Here is a 21,655-nt window from a genome sequence, read left to right on the forward strand (position 1 = left end):
TAAAATAAAAAATAACTCAAAGAAGAGAGGGAAGGTAGATGAGTAGTTCAGTTGTAGCGGAAACAGAAGAACAAAAGTATGAACAGTTTATGGAACGGATTAATCGCGGTGAACAAATCGAAGCTGATGATTGGATGCCTGAAGATTATCGCAATGCATTAATTAAATTGATTTCTATGCATGGAATCAGTGAGATTATGGGAGCGCTTCCAGAGAAAGAATGGGTACCTAAAGCCCCGTCTATACAAAGAAAACTCGGCATCATGGCAAAGGTACAAGATGAAATGGGGCATGGCCAATTACTATTGCGTGTCGCTGAAGACTTACTTAAGCCTACTGGCAAAACACGAGATGACATTATGCAGGATCTTTTTACAGGAAAATTGAAATTTCACAATGTATTTCATATGCCGGCACCGAGTTGGGGAGATGCAGGTTTAATTGGTTGGTTAGTAGATGGTGCGGCTATCATCACACAGACCAATATGCTTAACAGTTCGTATGCACCCTATTCGAGAGCATTGCATCGTATTTGTGCGGAAGAAGTCTTCCACGCTCAACACGGTGAATCGATTATCATGGCATTAGCAGAGGGAACAGAGGAACAAAGAGAAATGGTGCAAGATGCTGTGACAAGATGGTGGGAGTCACTTCTGTTATTCTTCGGACCCCCAAGTTCCCAAGTAGGCAAGTCAAAACAAGATATTACCATCAAATACAAAATCAGACCAAAAACAAATGAAGAATTGCGTCAAGCGTTCCTCACAAAATATGTACCTAGAATTCTATCTCTTGGCTTAGAGATTCCTGATCCAACCATCCGTTTTGATGAAGAGAAGCAAGAATGGACCTATCAACAACCTGATTGGTCGAAATTAAAAGAAATCATGAGAAATAATGGTCCTAAATCTCAGGAACGCTTAAATCTTCGCCGCGTATCTTACGAAAATAATGCTTGGGTGCGAGAAGCATTAGGTCAGATTAGCTAAAGGAGGAAGTCAGATGGGTAGTAATGAATTTTTTCAAGAATTCGAAGTATTTAGTAAAAAGACATCAAAAGCAGCCTTTCAACATCAATTTAGCTTGCTTGCCCCTAATGCTGAAATGGCTATGGTTATGGCACAGGAGAACTTTTTGCGCCGTGAACCTGTAGCAGATATTTGGGTGGTTAATCGTAAAGAAATTCGTGGTTTAAATTATGAAGAAAAGCAGATGTTGAACCGGTTAGATAATAAGGAATACAGAACAACAAAAGGGTATGGCTACTTAAAGAAAAAATGGCGCCATTACGAGCAACAAATGTTAGATGAAAAAGAGATTCTATCATGGGGGGAGAAGTAAGATGAGCACAAATGCAGTGGAAATGACACCAGCGCATAAAGAAGCACTTGCTGAGCTTTTATTTCAGCTTGCTGATGATGACTTTCTCCTATCTTACCGCGGTTCAGAATGGCTAGGGCTGGCGCCTCATATTGAAGAAGATGTTGCTTCATCTTCCATCAGTCAAGATACGATGGGTCATGCGAAAATGTATTTCGGTTTACTAGAAGAGCTGGGGTATGGAAAGATAGATGATCTAGCACATGGACGATCGGCGAAGGAAAGAAAGAATAGTATATTAGTAGAACGCGAAAATGGTGCAGGCTACTATATGGAAACACCAAGATATGATTGGGCATATGCAGTTGTTCGCAATTATTTCTATACGCTAGCGAAAAAAGTAAAAATAGATTCATTGAAAAAAACCACCTATCAGCCACTGGCTGAAGTAGCCACAAAAGTTAGCATGGAATTGTTTTACCATCATATACACTGGAGAACATGGTTTACGCAATTATTGTCTTCATCTGACGAGGCTAAAGAGCGTATGAACAAAGCAATTGAAGGAGTAATGGCTGACTTTGGTGATGTTTTCTCTTATGGTAATGCATCTCAAAGCTTTAAAGAATTTGCTTTAATTGAAGATGCAACGGTATTAAAACAAAGATGGGAAGCAGCACTTGAAGAAGTAGTGAAAGCGCTTCATATCGAATCGCCTATCATACAGCAACCAGATCGAAATGGACGTTTAGGGGAACACACTGAGGAACTTGACCGTGCGTTAAGTACGTTATCAGAGGTTTATCGCCTCAATCCTACTGTTCCTTGGTAAGACTTTTTAGAACATGTGAGGAGGAATAGAGATGTATCAACCGACTTTAGTAGCTGAAAAGGACATTATGGAAGCGCTCGAATTAGTTCAGGACCCTGAAATTAGCACAGTGAGTGTGGTAGACCTAGGGATGATCGAGGGTGTAGAAATACATGATTCGCATGTATCGATTACGATGCTTCCAACCTTTTTAGGGTGTCCAGCGCTTGAAATCATCAAGAAGAATGTGGTCGAACAAATCCAAAGTGTAGCGGGGGTAGAAGCAGTAGAAGTATTATTTAAAACTGCACCTCCATGGACTTCAGATCGCATTACAGAAAAAGGACAAAAAGGACTAAAGGCGTTTGGTATTGCTCCACCTCCAAAGCATTTTACAGAAGACGGTTCTTGGCATGTGGATTGCCCCTATTGCGGATCAACCTATGTCACGCTTGATAATATATTTGGACCGACAGCCTGCAGAAGTATTTTATATTGTAAATCATGTAAAAATCCATTTGAAGCAATGAAACCAATATCAAACTTAATGTAAAGGGGAATATAAACAATGGTCAAATTAATCGCATTTTACAAGCAACCTGAAGATAAGGCAGCATTCGATGAGCATTATTACAATGTACACGTGCCAATTACTGAAAAAATTCCTGGATTACAAAAAATGAAAGTAACAAAAATGGTCGGTACACCAACCGGTGATGAGCCCAAATTTTATTTAATGTGTGAAATGTACTATGAAAATCATGAAGCATTGAAAAATGGTATGAAGTCACCTGAAGGTAAAGCATCAGCGAAAGATGTAATGGGGTTTGCAGGTAAACTGGTTAGCTTTGCTATCGGTGAAGAAGACGAATGAGTGAATACGCGTTTATAGAAACAAAAGTGGAGGATTATATTGGCATCATTGAGCTAAACCGTCCGAAGCAATTGAATGCTCTTAATCGTCAAATGATGAAAGAAATTGTTCAGGTAATGGAGCGTTATGATCAGGACGATACCGTGAGAGTCATCTTACTCAAAGGCAAAGGAAGAGCTTTTTCAGCAGGCGCAGATATTGACGAAATGTCGAATGATGATCCCATTCATCTAGAGCTGCTAAACCAATTTCAAGATTGGGATCGTCTTTCAGTGATAAAAAAACCGATTATCGGCGCTGTACAAGGCTTTGTTTTCGGAGGGGGATTTGAACTGGCCTTAAGTTGTGATGTATTGATTGCAGCTGAAGGTACGGAATTCTCCTTTCCTGAAGTTAATCTAGGTGTGATGCCAGGTGCTGGAGGTACACAGCGTTTAACCAAACTTGTAGGTCGCACGCTCGCATTAGAGTGGATATGGAGTGCGAAACGTATTCAAGTAGAAGAGGCGCAATCTCATGGCTTTGTAAATAGAATTGTATCTGGCGAACTATTAGAAGAAGAAACATTAAAGTTTGCGAAAATGATTGCAGAAAAGCCGCCACTAGCCATCCGCCTCATTAAAGATTCCGTTAATAAAGCGGTTGATTATTCTTTATATGAAGGCATGCAATATGAGCGAAAAAACTTCTATCTACTCTTCTCTTCAGAAGATCAAAAAGAAGGAATGAATGCTTTTATTGAGAAAAGAAAGCCCAAATTCCACGGAAAATAGAAAGAAGGTTGGCAATGTTCAATACAATTAATTATGAATGTCATGAAGGAATCAGTTGGATCAAGCTGAATCGTCCCGATAAATTGAACGCTTTTATTGCAGAAATGAATCGCGAAATTACACAAGCAGTAAAGCTAGCGGGTAAAGATGAAAAAGTACGCTGCATCGTTATTACTGGTGAAGGTAGAGCGTTTTGTTCCGGGCAAGATTTAGCTGAGGTAAATGATGATACGAATCACGGTGATTTACTAAGAAATCATTACACACCGATGGTAAAAGCAATAATGGCTTGCGAAAAACCTATTATTGCGGCGGTGAATGGCGTAGCTGCAGGTGCTGGATTTAGTTTAGCTTTAGCGTGTGATTTCCGTCTTGCTTCAGAAAAAGCTAGTTTTATCAATGCTTTTGTTAATATTGGTCTAATTCCGGACTCTGGTAATTTACATTTTCTTAGCCATTTAGTTGGCCGAGCAAAAGCGCTAGAGATTTCTGTTCTAGGGGAAAAAATCCCTGCACAGAAAGCCTTGGAGCTGGGTGTGATTAATCGCGTCATTCCACAAGATACTTGGCAAAAAGAAGTAGAGGAATTTGCAATTAAATTAGCGAAAATGCCTACAAAAGCCATTGGCTTAATTAAAAGATACTTAACACTGGCAGAGAATCTCCCGCTAGATGCTTATTTAGAAAAAGAAGCAGAAGGGCAACGAATTGCTGGTTTAACAAAGGATGCAAAAGAAGGCGTTCAAGCATTTATAGAGAAAAGACAACCTGAATATATCGGACAATAAAATTAGGAGTGGTAGACATGGCAACAGTTCAAGAAACAGCTAAAGAAGCAGTATCAATGAAGAGAGATTACTATCACCTGATAATTAATGGCGAAAAAGTAGAAAGCACAGGCGGAGCAACAATCAAAACTTATAACCCTGCTACTGGTGAATTATTGGCAGAGGTGGCAAAAGCGTCAAAAGAAGATGCAGAAAAAGCAGTTTTAGCAGCAAGAGAAGCATTTGACAACGGAAAGTGGAAGAAGTTTCCCGTTAATAAAAGATCGCGTATTATGAATAAAATCGCTGCTATTATGCGTAGTCGATTTAATGAACTTGTTGAATTAGAGATGCTTGATACGGGTAAAACATTAAGCACAGCACAAGGACAAGTGATGCAAGCGATTGAGGATTTTGAATTTTATGCAGGCGCGATTGTTGGCCACCGCGGAACAGTCAATCCAATGGCAGGACAATTTCACAACTATACTGAAAAGGAACCTGTAGGGGTTTGTGCACAAATCATCCCCTGGAACTATCCTCTAATGATGGCTGCTTGGAAGGTTGCTCCTGCGATTGCAGTTGGATGTTCAATCGTTGTGAAACCAGCTAGCTTAACACCACTTACAGCGATTATTTTAGGAGAAATCTGCATCGAAGCAGGTGTCCCAGCAGGAGTAGTAAATATCGTTCCTGGATCAGGTAAAGATGTAGGGAATTACTTAGTAGAGCACGATAGAGTGGATAAAGTGGCTTTCACAGGATCAACACCAATTGGTAAAGATATTATGGCGAAAGCTTCAGATACATTAAAACGCGTGACATTAGAGCTAGGTGGAAAATCACCAAATATCGTTTTCGATGATGCGGATATTGATGCAGCAGTTGTAGGATCAATCTACGGAATTTACTATAACACAGGTCAATCTTGTGAAGCTCGTTCTCGTCTCTATGTACATGAGGATATTTACGATGAATTTGTAGAGAAATTTGTTGAAAAAACAAAGTCATTAACATTAGGTAATCCATTTGATAAAGGGACACATGTTGGTGCTATTATTGATCAGAACCAATGGGATGTCATTGATGGTTATGTGCAATCTGCCAAAGAAGAAGGCGCTGAAATTCTTGCGGGTGGGAAAGGTGCGCAAGTAGAAGGATTTGAAAATGGCTTTTGGTATGAGCCTACAGTGATTGCTAATGTGAATCATGAGATGAAAGTGGTTAAAGAAGAAATCTTTGGGCCAGTTGTTGTCATCATGAAATTCAAAGATGAAAAAGAAGCAGTTAAACTGGCGAATGATACTGTGTATGGTTTAGGCTCAGCTGTTTGGACAAAAGACGGAGCAAAAGCAACTAGAGTAGCAAACAAAATTGAAGCAGGAATTGTTATGGTGAACTGCCCATTCTCTGCTTTCCCTGGTACACCTTTTGGTGGTTACAAACAGTCAGGTTTCGGTCGTGAACTATGTATTGAAACATTAGATCTTTATACAGAAACAAAAAGTATTATTTCTTATTTTGGGAACAAACCGCTGAACCCATTCGGCATTTAAGGAATACACATATGCGGATGCCAAGACTATTGACGCTTGGCATCCGCCTTCATTTATTAATGGGAAATAGAGGAGGAGAGCATGATGAGTAAAATTGTTGTTGTCGGATCAGGTGTGATGGGCAGAGGGATTGCTTATGTGAGTGCAGTCGGTGGATACGAAGTTGTCTTGAATGATATAAAGGAAGAAGCGTTGAACAGTGCAAAAAAAGAGATTGAAAGTATTTTTGCAAAAGGTGTTTCTCGTGGGAAAATTACGGGTGAACAATCAGCCGCGGCTCAAGCGAATCTAAGCTATGCAACAGACTTGAAACAAGTAGTGGCTGATGCGGATCTTGTTATTGAGGCTGTTCCAGAAATTGCGAGCATTAAAAGGGACATTTTTGAAACGATAGATCAATTTGCACCTGGACATTGTCGTTTTGCCTCCAATACATCAACAATGAGCCCGACGGAAATTGGCTCTTATACGAACCGTCCAGAAAAAACAATCGCCATGCACTTCTTCAACCCGGTACATAAAATGCCGCTAATTGAAATCATTCGCGGATTAGAAACGAATGATGACACAGTTGCTTTTATTGAAGGTGTTGCTGGCAAAATGGGTAAGGAAACAGTTGTTGTAAATGAGTTTCCAGGGTTTGTAACGAGTCGAATGAGTGCGCTCGTCGGAAATGAAGCATTTTACATGCTTCAAGAAGGATTAGGGACGCCAGAAGATATTGATAAAGCGATTAAGTTAGGTCTGAATTATCCGATGGGGCCATTCGAATTAGTCGATTTGGTAGGTTTGGATGCAAGATTAAACAACTTAAGGTATTTACATGAAAAATTAGGTGAAAAATACCGTCCTGCTCCATTACTAGAACAATACGTCAAAGCTGGCAGATTGGGAAGAAAATCTGGCAAAGGCGTCTATGATTACACGAAAAAACCCGAGGAGGCCCTGTAAAATGAGAGAAGTTGTTATCGTTGATGCAGTAAGAACACCAATTGGTCGCTATAAAGGCGCATTAAAGGATGTCCGTCCCGATGATTTAGGTGCAACAGTCATTAAAGCATTGGTCGATCGGAACCCTGGGTTACCTGCTGAGCAAATAGAAGAGGTTGTCCTAGGCAATGCCAATCAAGCGGGAGAAGACAATCGGAACGTTGGGCGTATGTCAGCCCTTTTAGCAGGTTTACCTATTGATGTTGCAGGTACAACATTGAACCGCCTCTGTGGGTCCGGATTAGATGCTGTTTTATATGCAGCACGTGCGATTGCCATTGGTGAAGGTGACGTTTATATTGCTGGTGGTACAGAGAGTATGACGCGTGCACCATTTGTGATGGCTAAACCGAGTAAAGACTACCCAAGAGGTAATATGGAAATGTTCGATACAACGATTGGTTGGCGTTTTACGAATAAAAAGCTTCATGAAATGTATGGTACAGACTCGATGCCACAAACAGCTGAAAATGTAGCCAAACGTTACAATATTTCTCGTGAAGATCAAGATAGATTTGCTTACGAAAGCCAACAACGTGCAAAAACCGCTATGGACGCTAATATTTTTAAAGAGGAAATGGTCCCTGTTGTCTATCACGATCGTAAAGGAAATGAAGTAGTAGTGGATACGGACGAGCACCCACGTCCCGATACCTCATTAGAAAAGTTAGCTAAACTACGTCCCATTTTTGAAGGCGGAACAATTACTGCAGGCAATGCTTCTGGTGTCAATGATGGTGCAAGTGCATTGTTAATTATGAGTGCGGATAAAGCAAAAGAGTTAGGACTAAAACCATTAGTATCCTATGTTGCTGGTGCAACAGCCGGACTAGAACCAGCAGTCATGGGACTCGGCCCAATCTATGCATCAAGAAAGGCGCTAGACCGTGCCAATTTATCTACAGCTGATATTGGCTTGGTTGAACTAAACGAAGCTTTTGCATCACAATCAATAGAATGCGTGAAACAACTTGAATTAGATACAGACAAAGTCAACGTCAACGGAGGGGCGATTGCCTTCGGTCACCCATTAGGGGCAAGTGGTGCGAGAATTCTTACGACATTGATATATGAAATGAAACGTAGAAAAGAAACATATGGACTAGCAACGATGTGTATTGGAGTGGGACAAGGTATTGCTGCTATTGTGAAAAATGTAGAGGAATAAAGAATGATATTGTTTGGCAATGTCCCCTTCATGTATAAGGGGACATTGCAGCATTTAATAGGGAGTAAATCTTGTGTTATTAAGTGAAAAGGCAAGAACCATTATCAGAGGAAAGTGATCCACGCTACGTCGAAAGTGTAAAATTTTCGTTCTTGGTAAATGAGAGCCTCACAAAAGAGGGCATTATAGCAATGGCAAAATCCTGATATTAACAATCCATAAATTATGGTGTCACTAGGCTAAACATCCAGCGATTAAATCTATCAAATAGTATCCTTTAAAGGAGGAAAACTCAATGACAAACGTATTATTCAAGCTAGAGAATCATATTGCAACGGTTACGATTAATCGTCCAGACGTCCTTAATTGTTTTGATTATGCTACACTGAAACAGCTTCAAGAAACGGTAGCGGATATGCAAATAAATCCAGATGTACGTGTGGTTATTTTCACAGGGGCAGGAGATAAAGCCTTTAGTGCTGGAGCAGATTTAAAAGAAAGAAAAACATTGAATGAACAACAAACAAGAAGAAATGTCCGCTTAATTCGTGATGTGTTCAATGATATTGCAAATCTACCGATGCCAACGATTGCTGCAATAAACGGATATGCCTTTGGTGGAGGGTTCGAACTGATTCTTGCTTGTGATTTTGCTCTCGCAGTAGAAGATGCTAAATTAGGTTTAACTGAAACGAGCTGGGCAATCATTCCAGGTGCTGGTGGTACACAGCGCTTACCGAGAGTGGTTGGAGAAATGAAAGCGAAGGAGTTAATCTTCACAGCCGCGAAAATATCTGCCAATGAAGCATATGGATTAGGAATTTTGACAAGAGTAGTAGAGAAAGAGGCTTTACAATCGACTTGCATCAACTTCGCACAACAAATGTTGAAAAGCGGGCCTGTTGCGCTCATCCAGGCAAAATATGCAATCTCACAAGGGATGAACACGGATATTCAAACTGGGATGGCGATTGAATCGAAGGCATATGAACTAACGTTACCGACAAATGATCGTGTCGAGGCACTGCAAGCATTTAGTGAAAAAAGACAACCGGTGTTTCAAGGGAAATAACTATTGCGTTTCTTTGTCTTTTTTAGATAAGATAAAAGATAAAGTACGAATGGAAAAAGAGTGTGATAGAAATGGGCAATAATACGCAATCTTTAATCTTTACGATATATGGAGATTACTTGCGTCATTATGGCAATAAGATTTGGATAGGTACGCTCATTCACCTACTGAAAGAATTTGGCCATAATGAGCAGTCAACAAGAGTAGCCATGTCCCGAATGTACAAGCAAGGCTGGGTTCAGTCTGAAAAGAAAGGGAATAAAAGCTATTACTATTTGACCCCGCGTGGAGAAGATCGGATGGAGGAAGCTGCGGGTAGGATATTTAAACTGAACCCGCATAGTTGGAAAGGTAAATGGTGTTTTCTTATGTATTCGATTCCAGAGGAAAAACGGCAGGTTCGTGATGAGTTCAGAAAAGAGCTTGTTTGGAGTGGATTCGGTAGTTTTCAAAATGGTTTTTGGATCTCACCAAATAACCTAGAAAAAGAAGTCAAGCAACTTGTTAAGAAGTATGAGATAGAGTCTTATGTTGACTTCTTTGTTTCGGAATATAAGGGGCCTCAAGATAGCCTGTCATTAGTGGAGAGAAGTTGGCCTGTAGATGAAATTCAAGCAAAGTATGAAGAGTTTATTTCTACATATAGTAAGCAATATATTATTCATCAAAGTATGATTCAAGATGGGAAAATGACGAAAGCAGAGTGTTTTGTCGAAAGGACATTACTTGTTCATGAATACCGTAAATTTCTGTTTATCGATCCAGGTCTACCGAAGGAGCTCCTTCCTGTAGAGTGGAATGGGAACCATGCAGCACTTTTATTTACGCAATATTATAAATTACTTGCAGAACCTGCAAATGAATTCTTCGAAGAGATTTTTCGGAAGGATAATGATATCAAACGAAAAGATGCCGATTATGATGTGTCGAAGCATCCTTTAATGAGTGAAGAATAAAACGATGGCTATTTCTGGCCATCGTTTTTTACTTGTTGCCCTTGAAATTCTGCGCCTTTTTGCACATAACTATCAATAGAAAGTTGTATTAACGCCAGATCCTTATCATCGATTGCACGTACAACTTTTCCGGGTGAGCCGATCACAAGGGAGCGTGGTGGAATTTTTTTATTGGCTGGTATAAGCGTATTGGCACCAATAATACATTCTTCTCCAATGTGTGCCCCATCTAAAATGGTTGATCCCATACCTACAATTGAGCGCTTACCAATATGGCAACCATGAAGAATAGCATTATGGCCTACTGTTACTTCATCTTCAATAATTGTTGGTGAACCTTCATATAGATGAATGGTTGCATTATCTTGAATACTACACCGTTCTCCAATGATTATTCTATCTTCATCTCCTCTAATGACAGCATTAAACCAAACAGAGGATTGTTTCCCAATGATTACATCGCCAATAATATAAGATCCTGGTGCTTGAAATACGGTTTGATCTACAGAAGGTTTCTTGTCTCGGTAAGGTATGATCATTATTTTTTCCTCACTTTTATATTTTTTAGAATTGTCATACATTAAAATTTATTATAACATAATTATTACAGGTGGTGAAAAAATGAAATACTTAACAACTCTTTTAAATATTCAATATCCCATTATTCAAGGAGGGATGGGCAATATCAGCTCTGCACAATTAACAGCGGCTATATCTGAAGCAGGGGGCTTAGGGACGATCGGTTGTGGGACATCATCCGTTGAAGAAGTAGCCGAAAAGATTAAAGCAGTGAAAGAAATGACAACAAAACCGTTTGCCGTCAATATTCCCCTGACTGTTACAGAAGACGTAATAGGGATGATGAAATTGGTTATAAAAGAGCAAGTGCCGATTGTTTCTCTTTCAGCAGGGAATCCAGCACCATACATAGCTAAGCTACATGAGGTGGGGATAAAAGTCATTGTCGTAGTCGCTTCAGTGAAGCATGCTATGAAGGCGGAACGAGCAGGAGCGGATATATTAGTAGCGGAAGGTTTTGAGGCAGCGGGAATTAACTCAAGCTTAGAACTTACGACTTTTACGTTAATTCCACAAATCGTCAAGGCTGTAAATGTTCCGGTTGTTGCAGCTGGTGGTATTGGTGATGGGAGTGGATTAGCAGCAGCTATGATGTTAGGAGCAAGTGGTTGCCAAATGGGAACGAGGTTTATTGCCACAGAAGAAGCACCTTTTCATGAAAACTATAAGAAAAAAATCATTCAGGGTGATGACCTTTCAACAATGATATTAGGCAGACCACATGGGAAAGTAAGAAGAGTCATCACTGTGCCGTATACTCAAACAGTACTAGCAGAACAGGAAAATGATTCAGTTGAACAATATTTAGCAAAAACATCGGAAACACAGCATGTATTAGGCGCTATTGAGGGTGATTTTGAAAACGGCTTCATAAATGGTGGGCAGGTTGTTGGGCTTATTGACAGAATCCCGACTGTGAAAGCCTTAATTGAACAAATGATGAAGGATTTAGAAGCGCAGGTAAGTAAAATTCATCAGCAGTTATTTAAATAAGTAAAAGAGTCACGACATTACTAGATGAACTAATTTCAAAAACGAACAATAACAAAATATAGTTTATAAAAAATCATTTGCAAAAAAGTCCGTTCCATTGCACTACAGACACTCGCTTTCCGCGGGGAGGGGCTGAGCCTCCTCGGCATTGCCTGCGGGGTCTCAGCTTTCCCTCTATTTCCCGCAGGAGTCGAGTGTCTTCCGCTTCATTTCACTATTCTTATTCATATAAGGATTCAAATCACAGAAAAAAACCGAATGATTAGATGTTAATCATTCGGATAAATCATTAGCTATATACTTATGTCCCAACCTCTATGCTTTATGCCACGTGATTTTGTTTGCGTTTTTTTGCCTTTTCTGCAGTCGCAGTAAACAATACATCAGAAGATGAGTTCAATGCGGTTTCACAAGAGTCTTGTAGAACTCCAATAATGAATCCAACTGCAACGACTTGCATGGCTACATCATTAGAAATCCCGAACAAGCTAGCTGCTAGAGGAATTAATAATAGAGAGCCCCCAGCGACACCTGATGCACCGGCAGCAGATACAGCAGATAGGACACTTAAAATAATGGCTGTCCAAAGATCTACTTCAATACCTAGAGTATGGGCAGCGGCTAGTGTTAATACGGAGATAGTCACAGCAGCTCCTGCCATATTAATTGTAGCACCTAGTGGGATAGAGATAGAATAAGTATCTTCATCTAAATCCATCTTTTTACAAAGATTTAAGTTTACAGGGATATTAGCAGCAGAGCTTCTAGTGAAGAATGCAGTAATCGCACTTTCTCTTAATGTTTGTAAAACCATTGGATAAGGGTTTTCTCTTGTGAAAATGAAAACGATCAATGGGTTAACTACAAGTGCAATAAAGAACATACAGCCAAGCAACAAGATTAAAAGCTGTCCATATTCTGTTAATGCGGAAAGGCCATTAGAAGCAATCGCATCAAAAACAAGACCTAAAATACCGATTGGTGCTAACTCAATTACCCATTTAACAATAGTAGTAATCGCGTCTGAGATGTTTGCTAATGCCGTTTTGGTTGTATCTGCAGCAATTGATTTTAAAACAATACCTAATACAATTGCCCAAGCTAAAATACCAATATAATTCGCATTCATCAATGCGTTAACTGGATTATCTACTATATTAAATAATAATGTTTGTAATACTTCTACAATCCCGCCAGGTGGTGTTACATCATCTGCTCCCGTTTGGAGTGTAAGGCTTACAGGGAAAATGAAGCTAGCAATTACGGCGATGACACCAGCTGAAAATGTTCCTATTGCATATAGAAAGATAATCATTTTCATATTCGTTTGTTGACCTGTTTTATGACTAGCAATGGCGTTTATAACTAGAAATAAGACTAAAATTGGTGCAACAGCTTTTAAAGCACCGACAAATAGAGAACCAAATATAGAAATCCAACTAGCTTGTGGAACAACTAAAGCTAATATAATACCAATAATCAGACCAGCTAGAATACGCTTTACTAAACTAATTTCGCTCCATTTACGTATGAAGTTTTTCATGATGCTCCTCCAAATTCAAATTTAATATATTAATATAATGTACAGTTGTCGCGTCCACGTGGACAATATCTTTCAATAAGTGTATCACGAATTGTTCATTAACGGAATAAGAAATTATTTCGAAATATTCATTTTTGATAGATGATTTTCCTTCAAAGAGTCTATGTGCTGCTCTTTCTTTAATAGATATAAAATAAAAATAGTAAATGATGGCATTCGCAAGATATGTTACTTCCCGTTCGCTAGTTTGAGATTTTTTGTGATCGTTTTACATAATGATTAATTGTCTTCCTTCCTTTTTATTACATATTTAATATATTTATAAAGCAGCGACGAAGGTATTTGAATTTACCTAGGTTTATAAAAACGTAAGTTCCTGCTTTATTATTTTTCATTTTGATTATATAGATATTTCACAGGTAAATACCATTGAATGGAATGTTATTGTAAAATATTTCATATATTAAATACTATTGACTGCAGCTTGATTATCTGCAATAATAAACTCAATTAAATACTGGTACCTTTAATTCAGTCCAGAGAGGCTGGCAAGGGCAGCGGATATCATTATTTCTGTAGTGATATAGTATTTTCTAGAGAGAAATACTATATATAATCATATACAGATAATGAAATTAGGGGCTAATTGTCAGATCTAACTGATGATTAGTCTCTTTTTTTTCTGCTTTTTGGTATCAGAAAACTGATGGAGGGATTTACAAATGAGTAAAATCGATCAAGAGTTTTCGTGGCAAGCGGTGCCAAAATCGCAGAGAAATAATTTCTGGAAGACATTATTTGTTATGTTAGGGTTCACGTTTTTCTCAGCAAGCATGTTAGCAGGAGGAGAGCTTGGTATAGGACTCAGCTTTAGTGAGTTTATTATCATCGTCCTCTTAGGGAATTTACTATTAGGCATATATACAGGTGCTCTTGCACATATTGCTGCCAAGACAGGATTGTCCACACATCTTTTAGCTAAATATGCTTTTGGAGAGAAAGGGTCGTATTTACCTTCCTTTTTACTAGGATTTACGCAAGTCGGTTGGTTTGGTGTTGGTGTGGCTATGTTTGCTGTTCCTGTAGCAACAGCGCTAGATTGGAATGTGTATGCACTTATCTTTGGTTTCGGTATTGCGATGACAATCACTTCTCTCTACGGGATGAAGTCATTGGTTATTTTAGGGTTTATTGCAGTACCAGCAATCACACTCTTGGGTGGTTATTCAGTTATAGAAGGAATTTCAGCTTTTGGTGGCTTAGAAGGCTTAATGGATTATACACCTGCGCAAACGATGACAGTTGCTGCAGCATTGTCCATCTGCATAGGGTCATTTATAAGCGGCGGAACATTGACACCTGACTTTGCAAGGTTTGCTAGGACTTCTAAGCAAGCCGTAACAGCGACGGTCATCGCCTTTTTCTTAGGAAATTCACTTATGTTTTTATTTGGTGCAGTCGGTGCGATGGCATATGGTTTAGCTGATATATCTGAAGTCATGTTTTTACAGGGATTGATGATTCCAGCTGTACTTGTATTAGGACTTAACATCTGGACAACGAATGATAACGCCTTATATGCATCGGGGCTTGGTTTTGCCAATATTACGAAGATTTCCAAGAAAGTATTTGTTGTCGTAAATGGTTTGGTTGGTACCATCTTTTCTATGTGGATGTACAATAACTTCGTTGGTTTCTTAAATATCCTAAGTGCTGCCGTACCATCTATCGGTGCGATTATCATAGCCGATTACTTCTTCATTAAACGTAGAAACTATGAAGGATTTGAGCAAGCGAAATTTAAAGTCATTAATTGGGTGGCCATGGGAGCATGGGCACTAGGGGTTACTTTTGCTCAAATTATGCCGGGCATCACACCTCTTAATGCACTGTTTGGCACAGCAATCATTTATATCGTTTTAACCTTCATTGTAGCAAAAATATCAAAATCTAAGGAGATGACAACTAATGATCATACAGAACGCGAAATTACGGGGTAAAGAAGGGCTATGGCAATTAATTATTAAAGATGGTGTTTTTCACGAGATTACACAAAAAACAATTGAAGTTCCAGATGGTGAACAAGTAATTGATGTTGATGGGGCGCTCACTTTACCTCCATTTATTGAACCTCATATTCATCTGGATACAACTTTAACAGCAGGTGAGCCAGAATGGAATAGAAGTGGTACTTTATTTGAGGGAATCCAAAGATGGTCAGAGCGGAAAGCATTTTTAACTCCAGAAGATGTTAAAACAAGGGCGACGCAAGCGCTAAAATGGCAAATTGCCCAAGGGATTCAGCATGTTCGCACACATGTCGATACCACAGATACAACCTTAACAGCTGTTAAAGCTTTATTGGAAGTAAAGGAAGAAATGAAAGACTATGTTAATATCCAGCTTGTTGCTTTCCCGCAAGAAGGGATTTTATCGTATCCAAGTGGGGCAGAGCTGATGGAAGAAGCGTTGAAAATGGGTGTCGATGTCGTTGGTGGTATTCCACACTTTGAATTTACAAGAGAATATGGCGTAGAGTCGATGAAGATTGCTTTTGACCTTGCCGAAAAATACAATCGTTTAATTGATATTCATTGTGATGAAATAGATGATGAACAGTCACGTTTTGTTGAGGTTGTTGCTAAAGAGGCGTATGAGCGGGGTTTAGGAACACGAACAACAGCAAGTCATACGACAGCGATGGGTTCTTATAATGATGCTTACACATATAAGCTATTCCGCTTACTGAAGATGTCTAACATTAATTTTGTTTCAAACCCATTAGTCAACATTCATTTGCAAGGAAGATTTGATACGTATCCAAAAAGAAGGGGATTGACTAGGGTAAAAGAAATCCAAGAAGCTGGACTTAATATTTGCTTTGGTCATGATGATATTTTTGACCCTTGGTATCCTCTAGGAACAGGAAATATGTTACAAGTACTTCATATGGGTATTCACGCTTCACAGTTGCTAGGTTATGAACAAATTGTCAATTCAATCGATTTGATTACGAAAAATAGTGCAAAGACATTACAAATCGAGGATGAATATGGTATTGAGAAAGGTAAACCGGCGAATTTTATTATCCTTGAAGCAGAAAATGAATATGAGGCCGTTAGGAAACAAGCGACAATCCTTTATTCTATTCGCGGAGGTAAAGTGATAGCTGAAACGAAGCCACAAGTAACCAATATTACATTTGGAGATCATGTTGAGCAAGTTAATTTTAAAAAATGAATTTCAAGATAATGACCACAGAGAAAATCTGTGGTTTTTTCTATAAGAATTTTTGAATGAAGCACACAAAATTATTTATCGGCAAAAGGAAGAGGAGTGGTTTTAGTAAAAGGGTATGAATAATATCTAGTTTTTAGATGTTTAACCCTTCTATTATTAACTACTAAGACCATTCCACAACCTCAGCCAGTATTCTGTTGGATCCACCGCAGGTAGAGCGGCTGATAGTGCTTTAACTTTCCCCGTCAATCATTTCCCAAAAGTGCCAAGAGGCTTTGGACATTTGTTTCTCTTTGAGGCGCAAAATAACAGGTTCCATTTGATATTCATAAGATTGTATTGCTCGAACTTCAATATTTTCAAACAGTTGAGGAGAATTGTCCATTTGCGGAATCATTGATATCCCAAGACCTTTACTGACAAGTTGGATGGCCATCATCACATCTTTACATTCAATAATGATATTTGGAGTTATATTTCTTTCTTCAAAGGACTTAAGAATATTTTCAGTGAAAGTCAAACCCTCTAGTGCTCCTAACAAGATGAAAGGAAAGGAAACCATTTCTTCAAAAGTTGTTCTTTCAGGAGACAGTTGATCTGCCCATTCACTTGGAATAATTGCTATACAAGATCGTTTGTTCAAACTTTTTATTTTGTATTGCTCATTATTCATTGGTCTTAATAGAAAAGCCATATCGATTTCTCTTTGGTCGAGTCTTTTCAATAATTCCTCGGTATTACCGTTTAAAATACTGACCTTGACATTAGGAAATTCCTTCCGATACAAGCTGATATAATCAAGCAGCAGATTTGAGCAAGAAGAAGATACCCCGATTCGGACAGTCCCAGCATCTCCTCGTTCGATTTCTTGTATTTGTTCTTCTACAACTTGCATTTCCATTAACATTTGTGTGGCATATTTGTACAAAATGATTCCTGTCTCTGTTAACTCCCATTTTTCCCGGTAACGATGAATTAAGGTAGAACCTAAGTCGGTTTCTAGCTTCTTTAAAACTTGGCTCAAAGGGGGTTGCGCCATATGCAGAACTTTTGCTGCTTTAGAAATACTGCCTTGATCGACGATTGTTTTATAATATTGAAGCTGTCTGATATCCATAATTTCTCCCCTTTCATCATATGTAATTTGATATAACTAGTTTATCATATATATATTTTTTATATATTTGTTCTGATGATAAAATGAGTAAGTGAAACATTGAACAAATTTAGAATCGGGTGAAACAAATTATGGCTAAACGACTAGTTCTTTATGTACTAGGCTTATTTTTTTTATCACTAGGCGTTAGTTTTTCTATTCAAGCGGATTTAGGAGTTTCACCAGTATCATCATTACCTTATGCGTTAAGTTTAAGTACTGGTATGAAAATCGGTATGATGACTGTCGCTACGAATATTCTATTCATTATTGTTGGAAGCATTTTGACTAAATCTTTTATTGTGAAAGAGGTTGTTGGTCAACTGATTATTTCGTTCTTATTCGGTGGATTTATGGATTTAACTTTGCTTTTAGTTCAAATTTTTCCAGCACCTCAAACAATTGGGATGAAAATTATCTTTTTGCTTATTAGTTTATTTGTAGTGGCAGTAGGCCTGTTAGGTTATTTTAATGCTAAGTTACCACTTATGCCTTATGATGCCTTAACCTATGCCATCAGTGCGCGTTTTAAGATGATTTTTAGTAAGGCGAAAATTACAAGCGATTTATTGAATGTCTGTGTCGCCGGTGCTGTTTGCCTTATCTTTGTCCATTCACTAGGAGCTATCGGGGTTGGCACAGTTATAGCCGCTTATTTTATTGGTAAGATCCTTGGTTGGATGACAAAATTATACGAAGTACCGTTAAAAGAATGGTTGTGGGCAAAGCCACAAGAGGAATTAAGTAAGATCAACTAAGGGGTAATATAAAATAATTCATTATAACCAGTGAGGGATGGGGATGCCTTGCTGGTTATTTTTTAGTTAAGAAAGATATTTTGTTGTTTACGATAATCTAGTTGGAGGAGAATAAAAGCCAAACCGGCAATATAACGGTTTGGCTTTTATTCTCCCTCTTCCAATTGCTTTAATTTCTCATGATATCTTTTATGGGCTCCTTTTAAGGCAACAATTACTGCTGTGGTGGATGGTGCGAAATAGTGCTTTTCTATCCGGTTGATAAGGCCTTGAAGGTCGGTACTCATGTCAAATCCAATCATTAATCTCTTAAAGAAATCTTGCGTCAGTCCAGTTATAAAGGTAAATTCTGCGTTGATAATCTTATGGTTAGTAGAATTGATTTCGAGAACAATACCTGCGTGTTTGTATACTTCATACATCGCTGTTCCTTGTGGAGCTTTGGCATAAGCAGTAACAAGTACGGAGCTAAGTTCATTTTGTGCCATGATAGTGGCTCCCTTCTATTTCGGTTTACTAAACAGTTCTATTTTATCATATAACTTCAAAGGTTTTTAGAATTGAAAATTTTCCATTGACTATCTAAATCTTTTAAAATATGATAATACTATCAAAATGATTTGAATATATTATTCTTTCTGAAGAAAAGCGTCTTCTTAACGATGAAATTCACCTTTCATAACACTTAAGGATACCTAGCTTTTTCAAGGAGATAAGAGTCGAGTAATTTTCTTATTTTCCTGGGATAGCTAGGTTTTTTGTTTTTGTTAAATTAAGGTAATTCGTATAAATGCTGGAGGAGGGAGTTATTAGAATGACTAAAAGAATCGCTGTTATTGGTGGAGGAACAATGGGGATCGGGATTGCCCAATTGTTTTCTACAAATGGGTATCAAGTTACGTTAGTGGATGTGAATAAAGAAGCATTATATTTAGCAAAAGAGAGAATGGAATATCAACTTTCTACTCTTCTTTCCAATTCAGATGATGTTAAAAGTGTGTTGGCATCTGTCTCTATGACTGTTGAAATGAGTGAAGTGAAAACAGCTGAGTTCATTATTGAAGCAGTTCCGGAAAAACGAGACCTGAAACAACAGGTGCTACAGGAAATAGAGAGGTTTTGTGCGGAGGAGACGATCATTGCAACAAACACTTCTGGGTTGTCTATTGATAGCTTAGCTGAAAGCCTAACCTATCCACAAAGGATGATGGGTACACATTTTTTCATGCCAGCTCATGTCATTCCACTCGTTGAAGTGGTAAAAGCAAAAGCAACATCGGAAGCAGTTGCAGACAAAGTGATGTCACTATTAAAAGAGGTTGGCAAAAGGCCAGTACTGATTAAAAAAGACATCCCAGGATTTATTGCCAATCGCATTCAACATGCAATGGCAAGAGAGGCCATTTCACTATTAGCTTCAGGTGTCGCTTCAGCAGAAGACATTGACACAGTTATTCGTTATAGTTTAGCGCCTCGGTTATTATTTAGCGGACCGCTTGAACAACGAGATTTAAATGGACTAGATGTTCATTTTCATATTGCTTCATACTTATATCCAGATCTCGAAAATCGGACAGATCCTGATCCATTTTTTGTGAAAAAGGTAGAAGCAGGAGAACTAGGTATAAAAAGTGGGAAAGGTTTTTATAATTGGCAAGATAGAAATGTACAAGCAATTGTAGAAGAGAAGAATAACGCAATTTTGCAAATAATGAAAGCGCTTAAAGATAGAGACAACAAGGAGGGGAACTAGATGGAAAAAATGACAAACTTTTTCACAAATTTAATGAGGAAGTATTTACCTGATGCATTTGTATTTGCTATTGGATTAACGATTTTAACAATGATTCTAGCCATGTTGATTGAGGGACAAACACCAAAAGAACTTGTGCTAGCATGGGGAAATGGGTTTTGGGATTTATTAGCGTTTACGACACAAATGGCTGTTATTTTAGCTATGGGTTATGTTTTAGCAACTGCACCACTAACGGATAGGTTATTAAATAAAATTGCGGCTAAAGTAAAAACACCTAAGGGTGCAATTATAGTGGCCACTTTAGTTGGGTCGATTGGTAGCTATCTAAACTGGGGATTTGGGTTAGTTATTGGAGGAATTATCGCTCGTAAATTAGCAATGAATGTAAAGGGTGTGCATTATCCCTTAATTATTGCAGCTGCATATAGCGGTTTTACCTTTTATGGTTTAGGTTTATCAGCTAGTATTCCTGTGCTCATTTCTACACCAGGTCATCCAATGGAAGCAGCAATGGGCATAATCGGTTTAAGTGAAACCATTTTCTCTTTACCAATGGTAATAACAACGGTTGTCTTATTAATTACTTTGCCACTTGTGAATGCTGCTCTTCACCCAAAGAATAAAGAGAATGTAAGAGAGATAAATCCTGCATTATATGAAGAGAAAAAAGAAGCATCAGTGAATATATTAGGCGATGATACTTTTGCCTCAAAGATTAATAATAGCCGATTACTTAGTTATGCTATTGGTATCATTGGTTTAGTTTATATCCTTTTCTATTTCATCGATGGTAACACAATGAATCTTAATATTATTAACTTTATTATCCTTTTCTTAGGAATTATTCTTCTAGGGACACCTGCGAAATATACGCAAAGCTTAAATAGTGGAATTGGTACAATATCAGGAATCATTCTACAATTTCCGTTTTATGCAGGAATCATGGCGATTATGGCATCATCGGGTCTAGTTGATACAATTGCTGCTATATTTGTTAATTTTTCAACTGCTGAAAGTTTACCATTCTGGGGAATTATTAGTTCTTTCTTTATTAATTTCTTTGCTCCATCTGGCGGCGGTCACTGGGTTGTTCAAGGACCATTTATGATTGATGCGGCGAAGGAGTTAGGTGCAAGTCTTAGCCAAACATCTATGTCTGTTATGCTTGGTAATGCATGGAATGATGTGATTCAACCTTTCTGGATTTTACCAGCGCTCGCTTTATCGAAACTAAAGCTTAAAGATATAATGGGTTATTTAGTAATGATTATGTTTTATGTAGGAATTATTTATATTGCAGCTTGTTTAATATGGGGTTACTTACTATAAAAGGAGGAGCTAAT

22 protein-coding genes are annotated in these 21,655 nt (G+C 38.3%); 18 read left to right on the top strand and 4 right to left on the bottom strand.

Annotation, left to right across the window (positions count from 1 at the left end):
• Window positions 1–38: 38 nt before the first annotated feature.
• The 12 genes from paaA to paaX all read left to right on the top strand — a co-directional run bounded on the left by paaA (window position 39) and on the right by paaX (window position 10,287).
• Window positions 39–989, top strand: coding sequence for a 1,2-phenylacetyl-CoA epoxidase subunit PaaA (gene paaA / locus MKX78_RS04460; RefSeq protein WP_322910082.1), 951 nt, complete (start codon window positions 39–41; stop codon window positions 987–989).
• A 13-nt stretch (window positions 990–1,002) separates the two neighbouring features.
• Window positions 1,003–1,341 (top strand): 1,2-phenylacetyl-CoA epoxidase subunit PaaB, encoded by a 339-nt coding sequence (gene paaB, locus MKX78_RS04465; RefSeq protein WP_095370460.1) that lies wholly within the window; start codon window positions 1,003–1,005, stop codon window positions 1,339–1,341.
• A 1-nt stretch (window position 1,342) separates the two neighbouring features.
• Window positions 1,343–2,152 (top strand): 1,2-phenylacetyl-CoA epoxidase subunit PaaC, encoded by an 810-nt coding sequence (gene paaC, locus MKX78_RS04470; RefSeq protein ID WP_289432915.1) that lies wholly within the window; start codon window positions 1,343–1,345, stop codon window positions 2,150–2,152.
• Between the two features lie 31 nt (window positions 2,153–2,183).
• A complete protein-coding gene (paaD, locus tag MKX78_RS04475; protein ID WP_224934585.1) occupies window positions 2,184–2,684 on the top strand; it encodes a 1,2-phenylacetyl-CoA epoxidase subunit PaaD in 501 nt (166 codons plus the stop codon).
• A 15-nt stretch (window positions 2,685–2,699) separates the two neighbouring features.
• Entirely contained in the window at window positions 2,700–3,005 is a 306-nt protein-coding gene (locus MKX78_RS04480) for an EthD family reductase (RefSeq protein ID WP_095370457.1), read from the top strand.
• Window positions 3,002–3,778, top strand: coding sequence for an enoyl-CoA hydratase/isomerase family protein (locus MKX78_RS04485; protein ID WP_095370456.1), 777 nt, complete (start codon window positions 3,002–3,004; stop codon window positions 3,776–3,778). Before MKX78_RS04480 ends, MKX78_RS04485 begins: the two co-directional genes overlap by 4 nt.
• A 14-nt stretch (window positions 3,779–3,792) precedes the next feature.
• Entirely contained in the window at window positions 3,793–4,566 is a 774-nt protein-coding gene (locus MKX78_RS04490) for an enoyl-CoA hydratase-related protein (RefSeq protein WP_095370455.1), read from the top strand.
• Window positions 4,567–4,583: 17 nt separating this feature from the next.
• Complete coding sequence (locus MKX78_RS04495) at window positions 4,584–6,101, top strand: aldehyde dehydrogenase family protein (protein WP_095370454.1); 1,518 nt, start codon at window positions 4,584–4,586, stop codon at window positions 6,099–6,101.
• Window positions 6,102–6,182: 81 nt separating this feature from the next.
• A complete protein-coding gene (locus tag MKX78_RS04500) occupies window positions 6,183–7,052 on the top strand; it encodes a 3-hydroxyacyl-CoA dehydrogenase (protein ID WP_095370453.1) in 870 nt (289 codons plus the stop codon).
• Between the two features lies 1 nt (window position 7,053).
• A complete protein-coding gene (locus MKX78_RS04505; protein ID WP_307314830.1) occupies window positions 7,054–8,259 on the top strand; it encodes a thiolase family protein in 1,206 nt (401 codons plus the stop codon).
• Window positions 8,260–8,554: 295 nt separating this feature from the next.
• Complete coding sequence (locus tag MKX78_RS04510) at window positions 8,555–9,331, top strand: enoyl-CoA hydratase-related protein (RefSeq protein WP_095370451.1); 777 nt, start codon at window positions 8,555–8,557, stop codon at window positions 9,329–9,331.
• A gap of 71 nt (window positions 9,332–9,402) precedes the next feature.
• Window positions 9,403–10,287 (top strand): phenylacetic acid degradation operon negative regulatory protein PaaX, encoded by an 885-nt coding sequence (gene paaX / locus MKX78_RS04515; RefSeq protein WP_095370450.1) that lies wholly within the window; start codon window positions 9,403–9,405, stop codon window positions 10,285–10,287.
• A gap of 8 nt (window positions 10,288–10,295) precedes the next feature.
• On the opposite strand, the gene MKX78_RS04520 is transcribed toward paaX, so the two are convergent.
• A complete protein-coding gene (locus MKX78_RS04520; protein ID WP_307314825.1) occupies window positions 10,296–10,826 on the bottom strand; it encodes a gamma carbonic anhydrase family protein in 531 nt (176 codons plus the stop codon).
• An 82-nt stretch (window positions 10,827–10,908) separates the two neighbouring features.
• On the opposite strand from MKX78_RS04520, the gene MKX78_RS04525 reads away from it, so the two are divergent.
• Window positions 10,909–11,859: an NAD(P)H-dependent flavin oxidoreductase gene (locus MKX78_RS04525; RefSeq protein ID WP_095370448.1), complete on the top strand. Its 951-nt coding sequence runs from the start codon at window positions 10,909–10,911 to the stop codon at window positions 11,857–11,859.
• A 322-nt stretch (window positions 11,860–12,181) separates the two neighbouring features.
• Here MKX78_RS04525 and sstT read toward each other — a convergent pair whose 3' ends face one another.
• Complete coding sequence (gene sstT / locus MKX78_RS04530; protein ID WP_095370447.1) at window positions 12,182–13,402, bottom strand: serine/threonine transporter SstT; 1,221 nt, start codon at window positions 13,400–13,402, stop codon at window positions 12,182–12,184.
• Between the two features lie 722 nt (window positions 13,403–14,124).
• On the opposite strand from sstT, the gene codB reads away from it, so the two are divergent.
• A complete protein-coding gene (gene codB, locus MKX78_RS04535) occupies window positions 14,125–15,402 on the top strand; it encodes a cytosine permease (protein WP_341050000.1) in 1,278 nt (425 codons plus the stop codon).
• The gene (locus MKX78_RS04540) at window positions 15,371–16,642 is read left to right on the top strand and encodes a cytosine deaminase (RefSeq protein WP_307319077.1); all 1,272 of its coding nucleotides are present in this window, start codon (window positions 15,371–15,373) and stop codon (window positions 16,640–16,642) included. Before codB ends, MKX78_RS04540 begins: the two co-directional genes overlap by 32 nt.
• A 232-nt stretch (window positions 16,643–16,874) precedes the next feature.
• Here MKX78_RS04540 and MKX78_RS04545 read toward each other — a convergent pair whose 3' ends face one another.
• On the bottom strand, window positions 16,875–17,759 hold the full coding sequence (locus MKX78_RS04545) for a LysR family transcriptional regulator (RefSeq protein WP_307319074.1): 885 nt from the start codon (window positions 17,757–17,759) through the stop codon (window positions 16,875–16,877).
• A gap of 131 nt (window positions 17,760–17,890) precedes the next feature.
• On the opposite strand from MKX78_RS04545, the gene MKX78_RS04550 reads away from it, so the two are divergent.
• A complete protein-coding gene (locus tag MKX78_RS04550) occupies window positions 17,891–18,556 on the top strand; it encodes a YczE/YyaS/YitT family protein (protein ID WP_341050003.1) in 666 nt (221 codons plus the stop codon).
• Window positions 18,557–18,702: 146 nt separating this feature from the next.
• On the opposite strand, the gene MKX78_RS04555 is transcribed toward MKX78_RS04550, so the two are convergent.
• Window positions 18,703–19,044, bottom strand: a complete 342-nt coding sequence (locus MKX78_RS04555; protein ID WP_307319069.1) for a DUF3870 domain-containing protein — start codon at window positions 19,042–19,044, stop codon at window positions 18,703–18,705.
• A gap of 326 nt (window positions 19,045–19,370) precedes the next feature.
• Here MKX78_RS04555 and MKX78_RS04560 point away from each other — a divergent pair, with 326 nt between their 5' ends.
• Together MKX78_RS04560 and MKX78_RS04565 are read left to right on the top strand one after the other, a co-directional pair.
• Window positions 19,371–20,309, top strand: a complete 939-nt coding sequence (locus MKX78_RS04560; protein WP_307319067.1) for a 3-hydroxyacyl-CoA dehydrogenase NAD-binding domain-containing protein — start codon at window positions 19,371–19,373, stop codon at window positions 20,307–20,309.
• Window positions 20,310–21,641, top strand: a complete 1,332-nt coding sequence (locus tag MKX78_RS04565; RefSeq protein ID WP_307319066.1) for a short-chain fatty acid transporter — start codon at window positions 20,310–20,312, stop codon at window positions 21,639–21,641.
• Window positions 21,642–21,655 lie beyond the last annotated feature (14 nt).

This window comes from Cytobacillus sp. FSL R5-0569 (assembly GCF_038007265.1).
GTDB lineage: Bacteria > Bacillota > Bacilli > Bacillales > Cytobacillaceae > Cytobacillus > Cytobacillus kochii.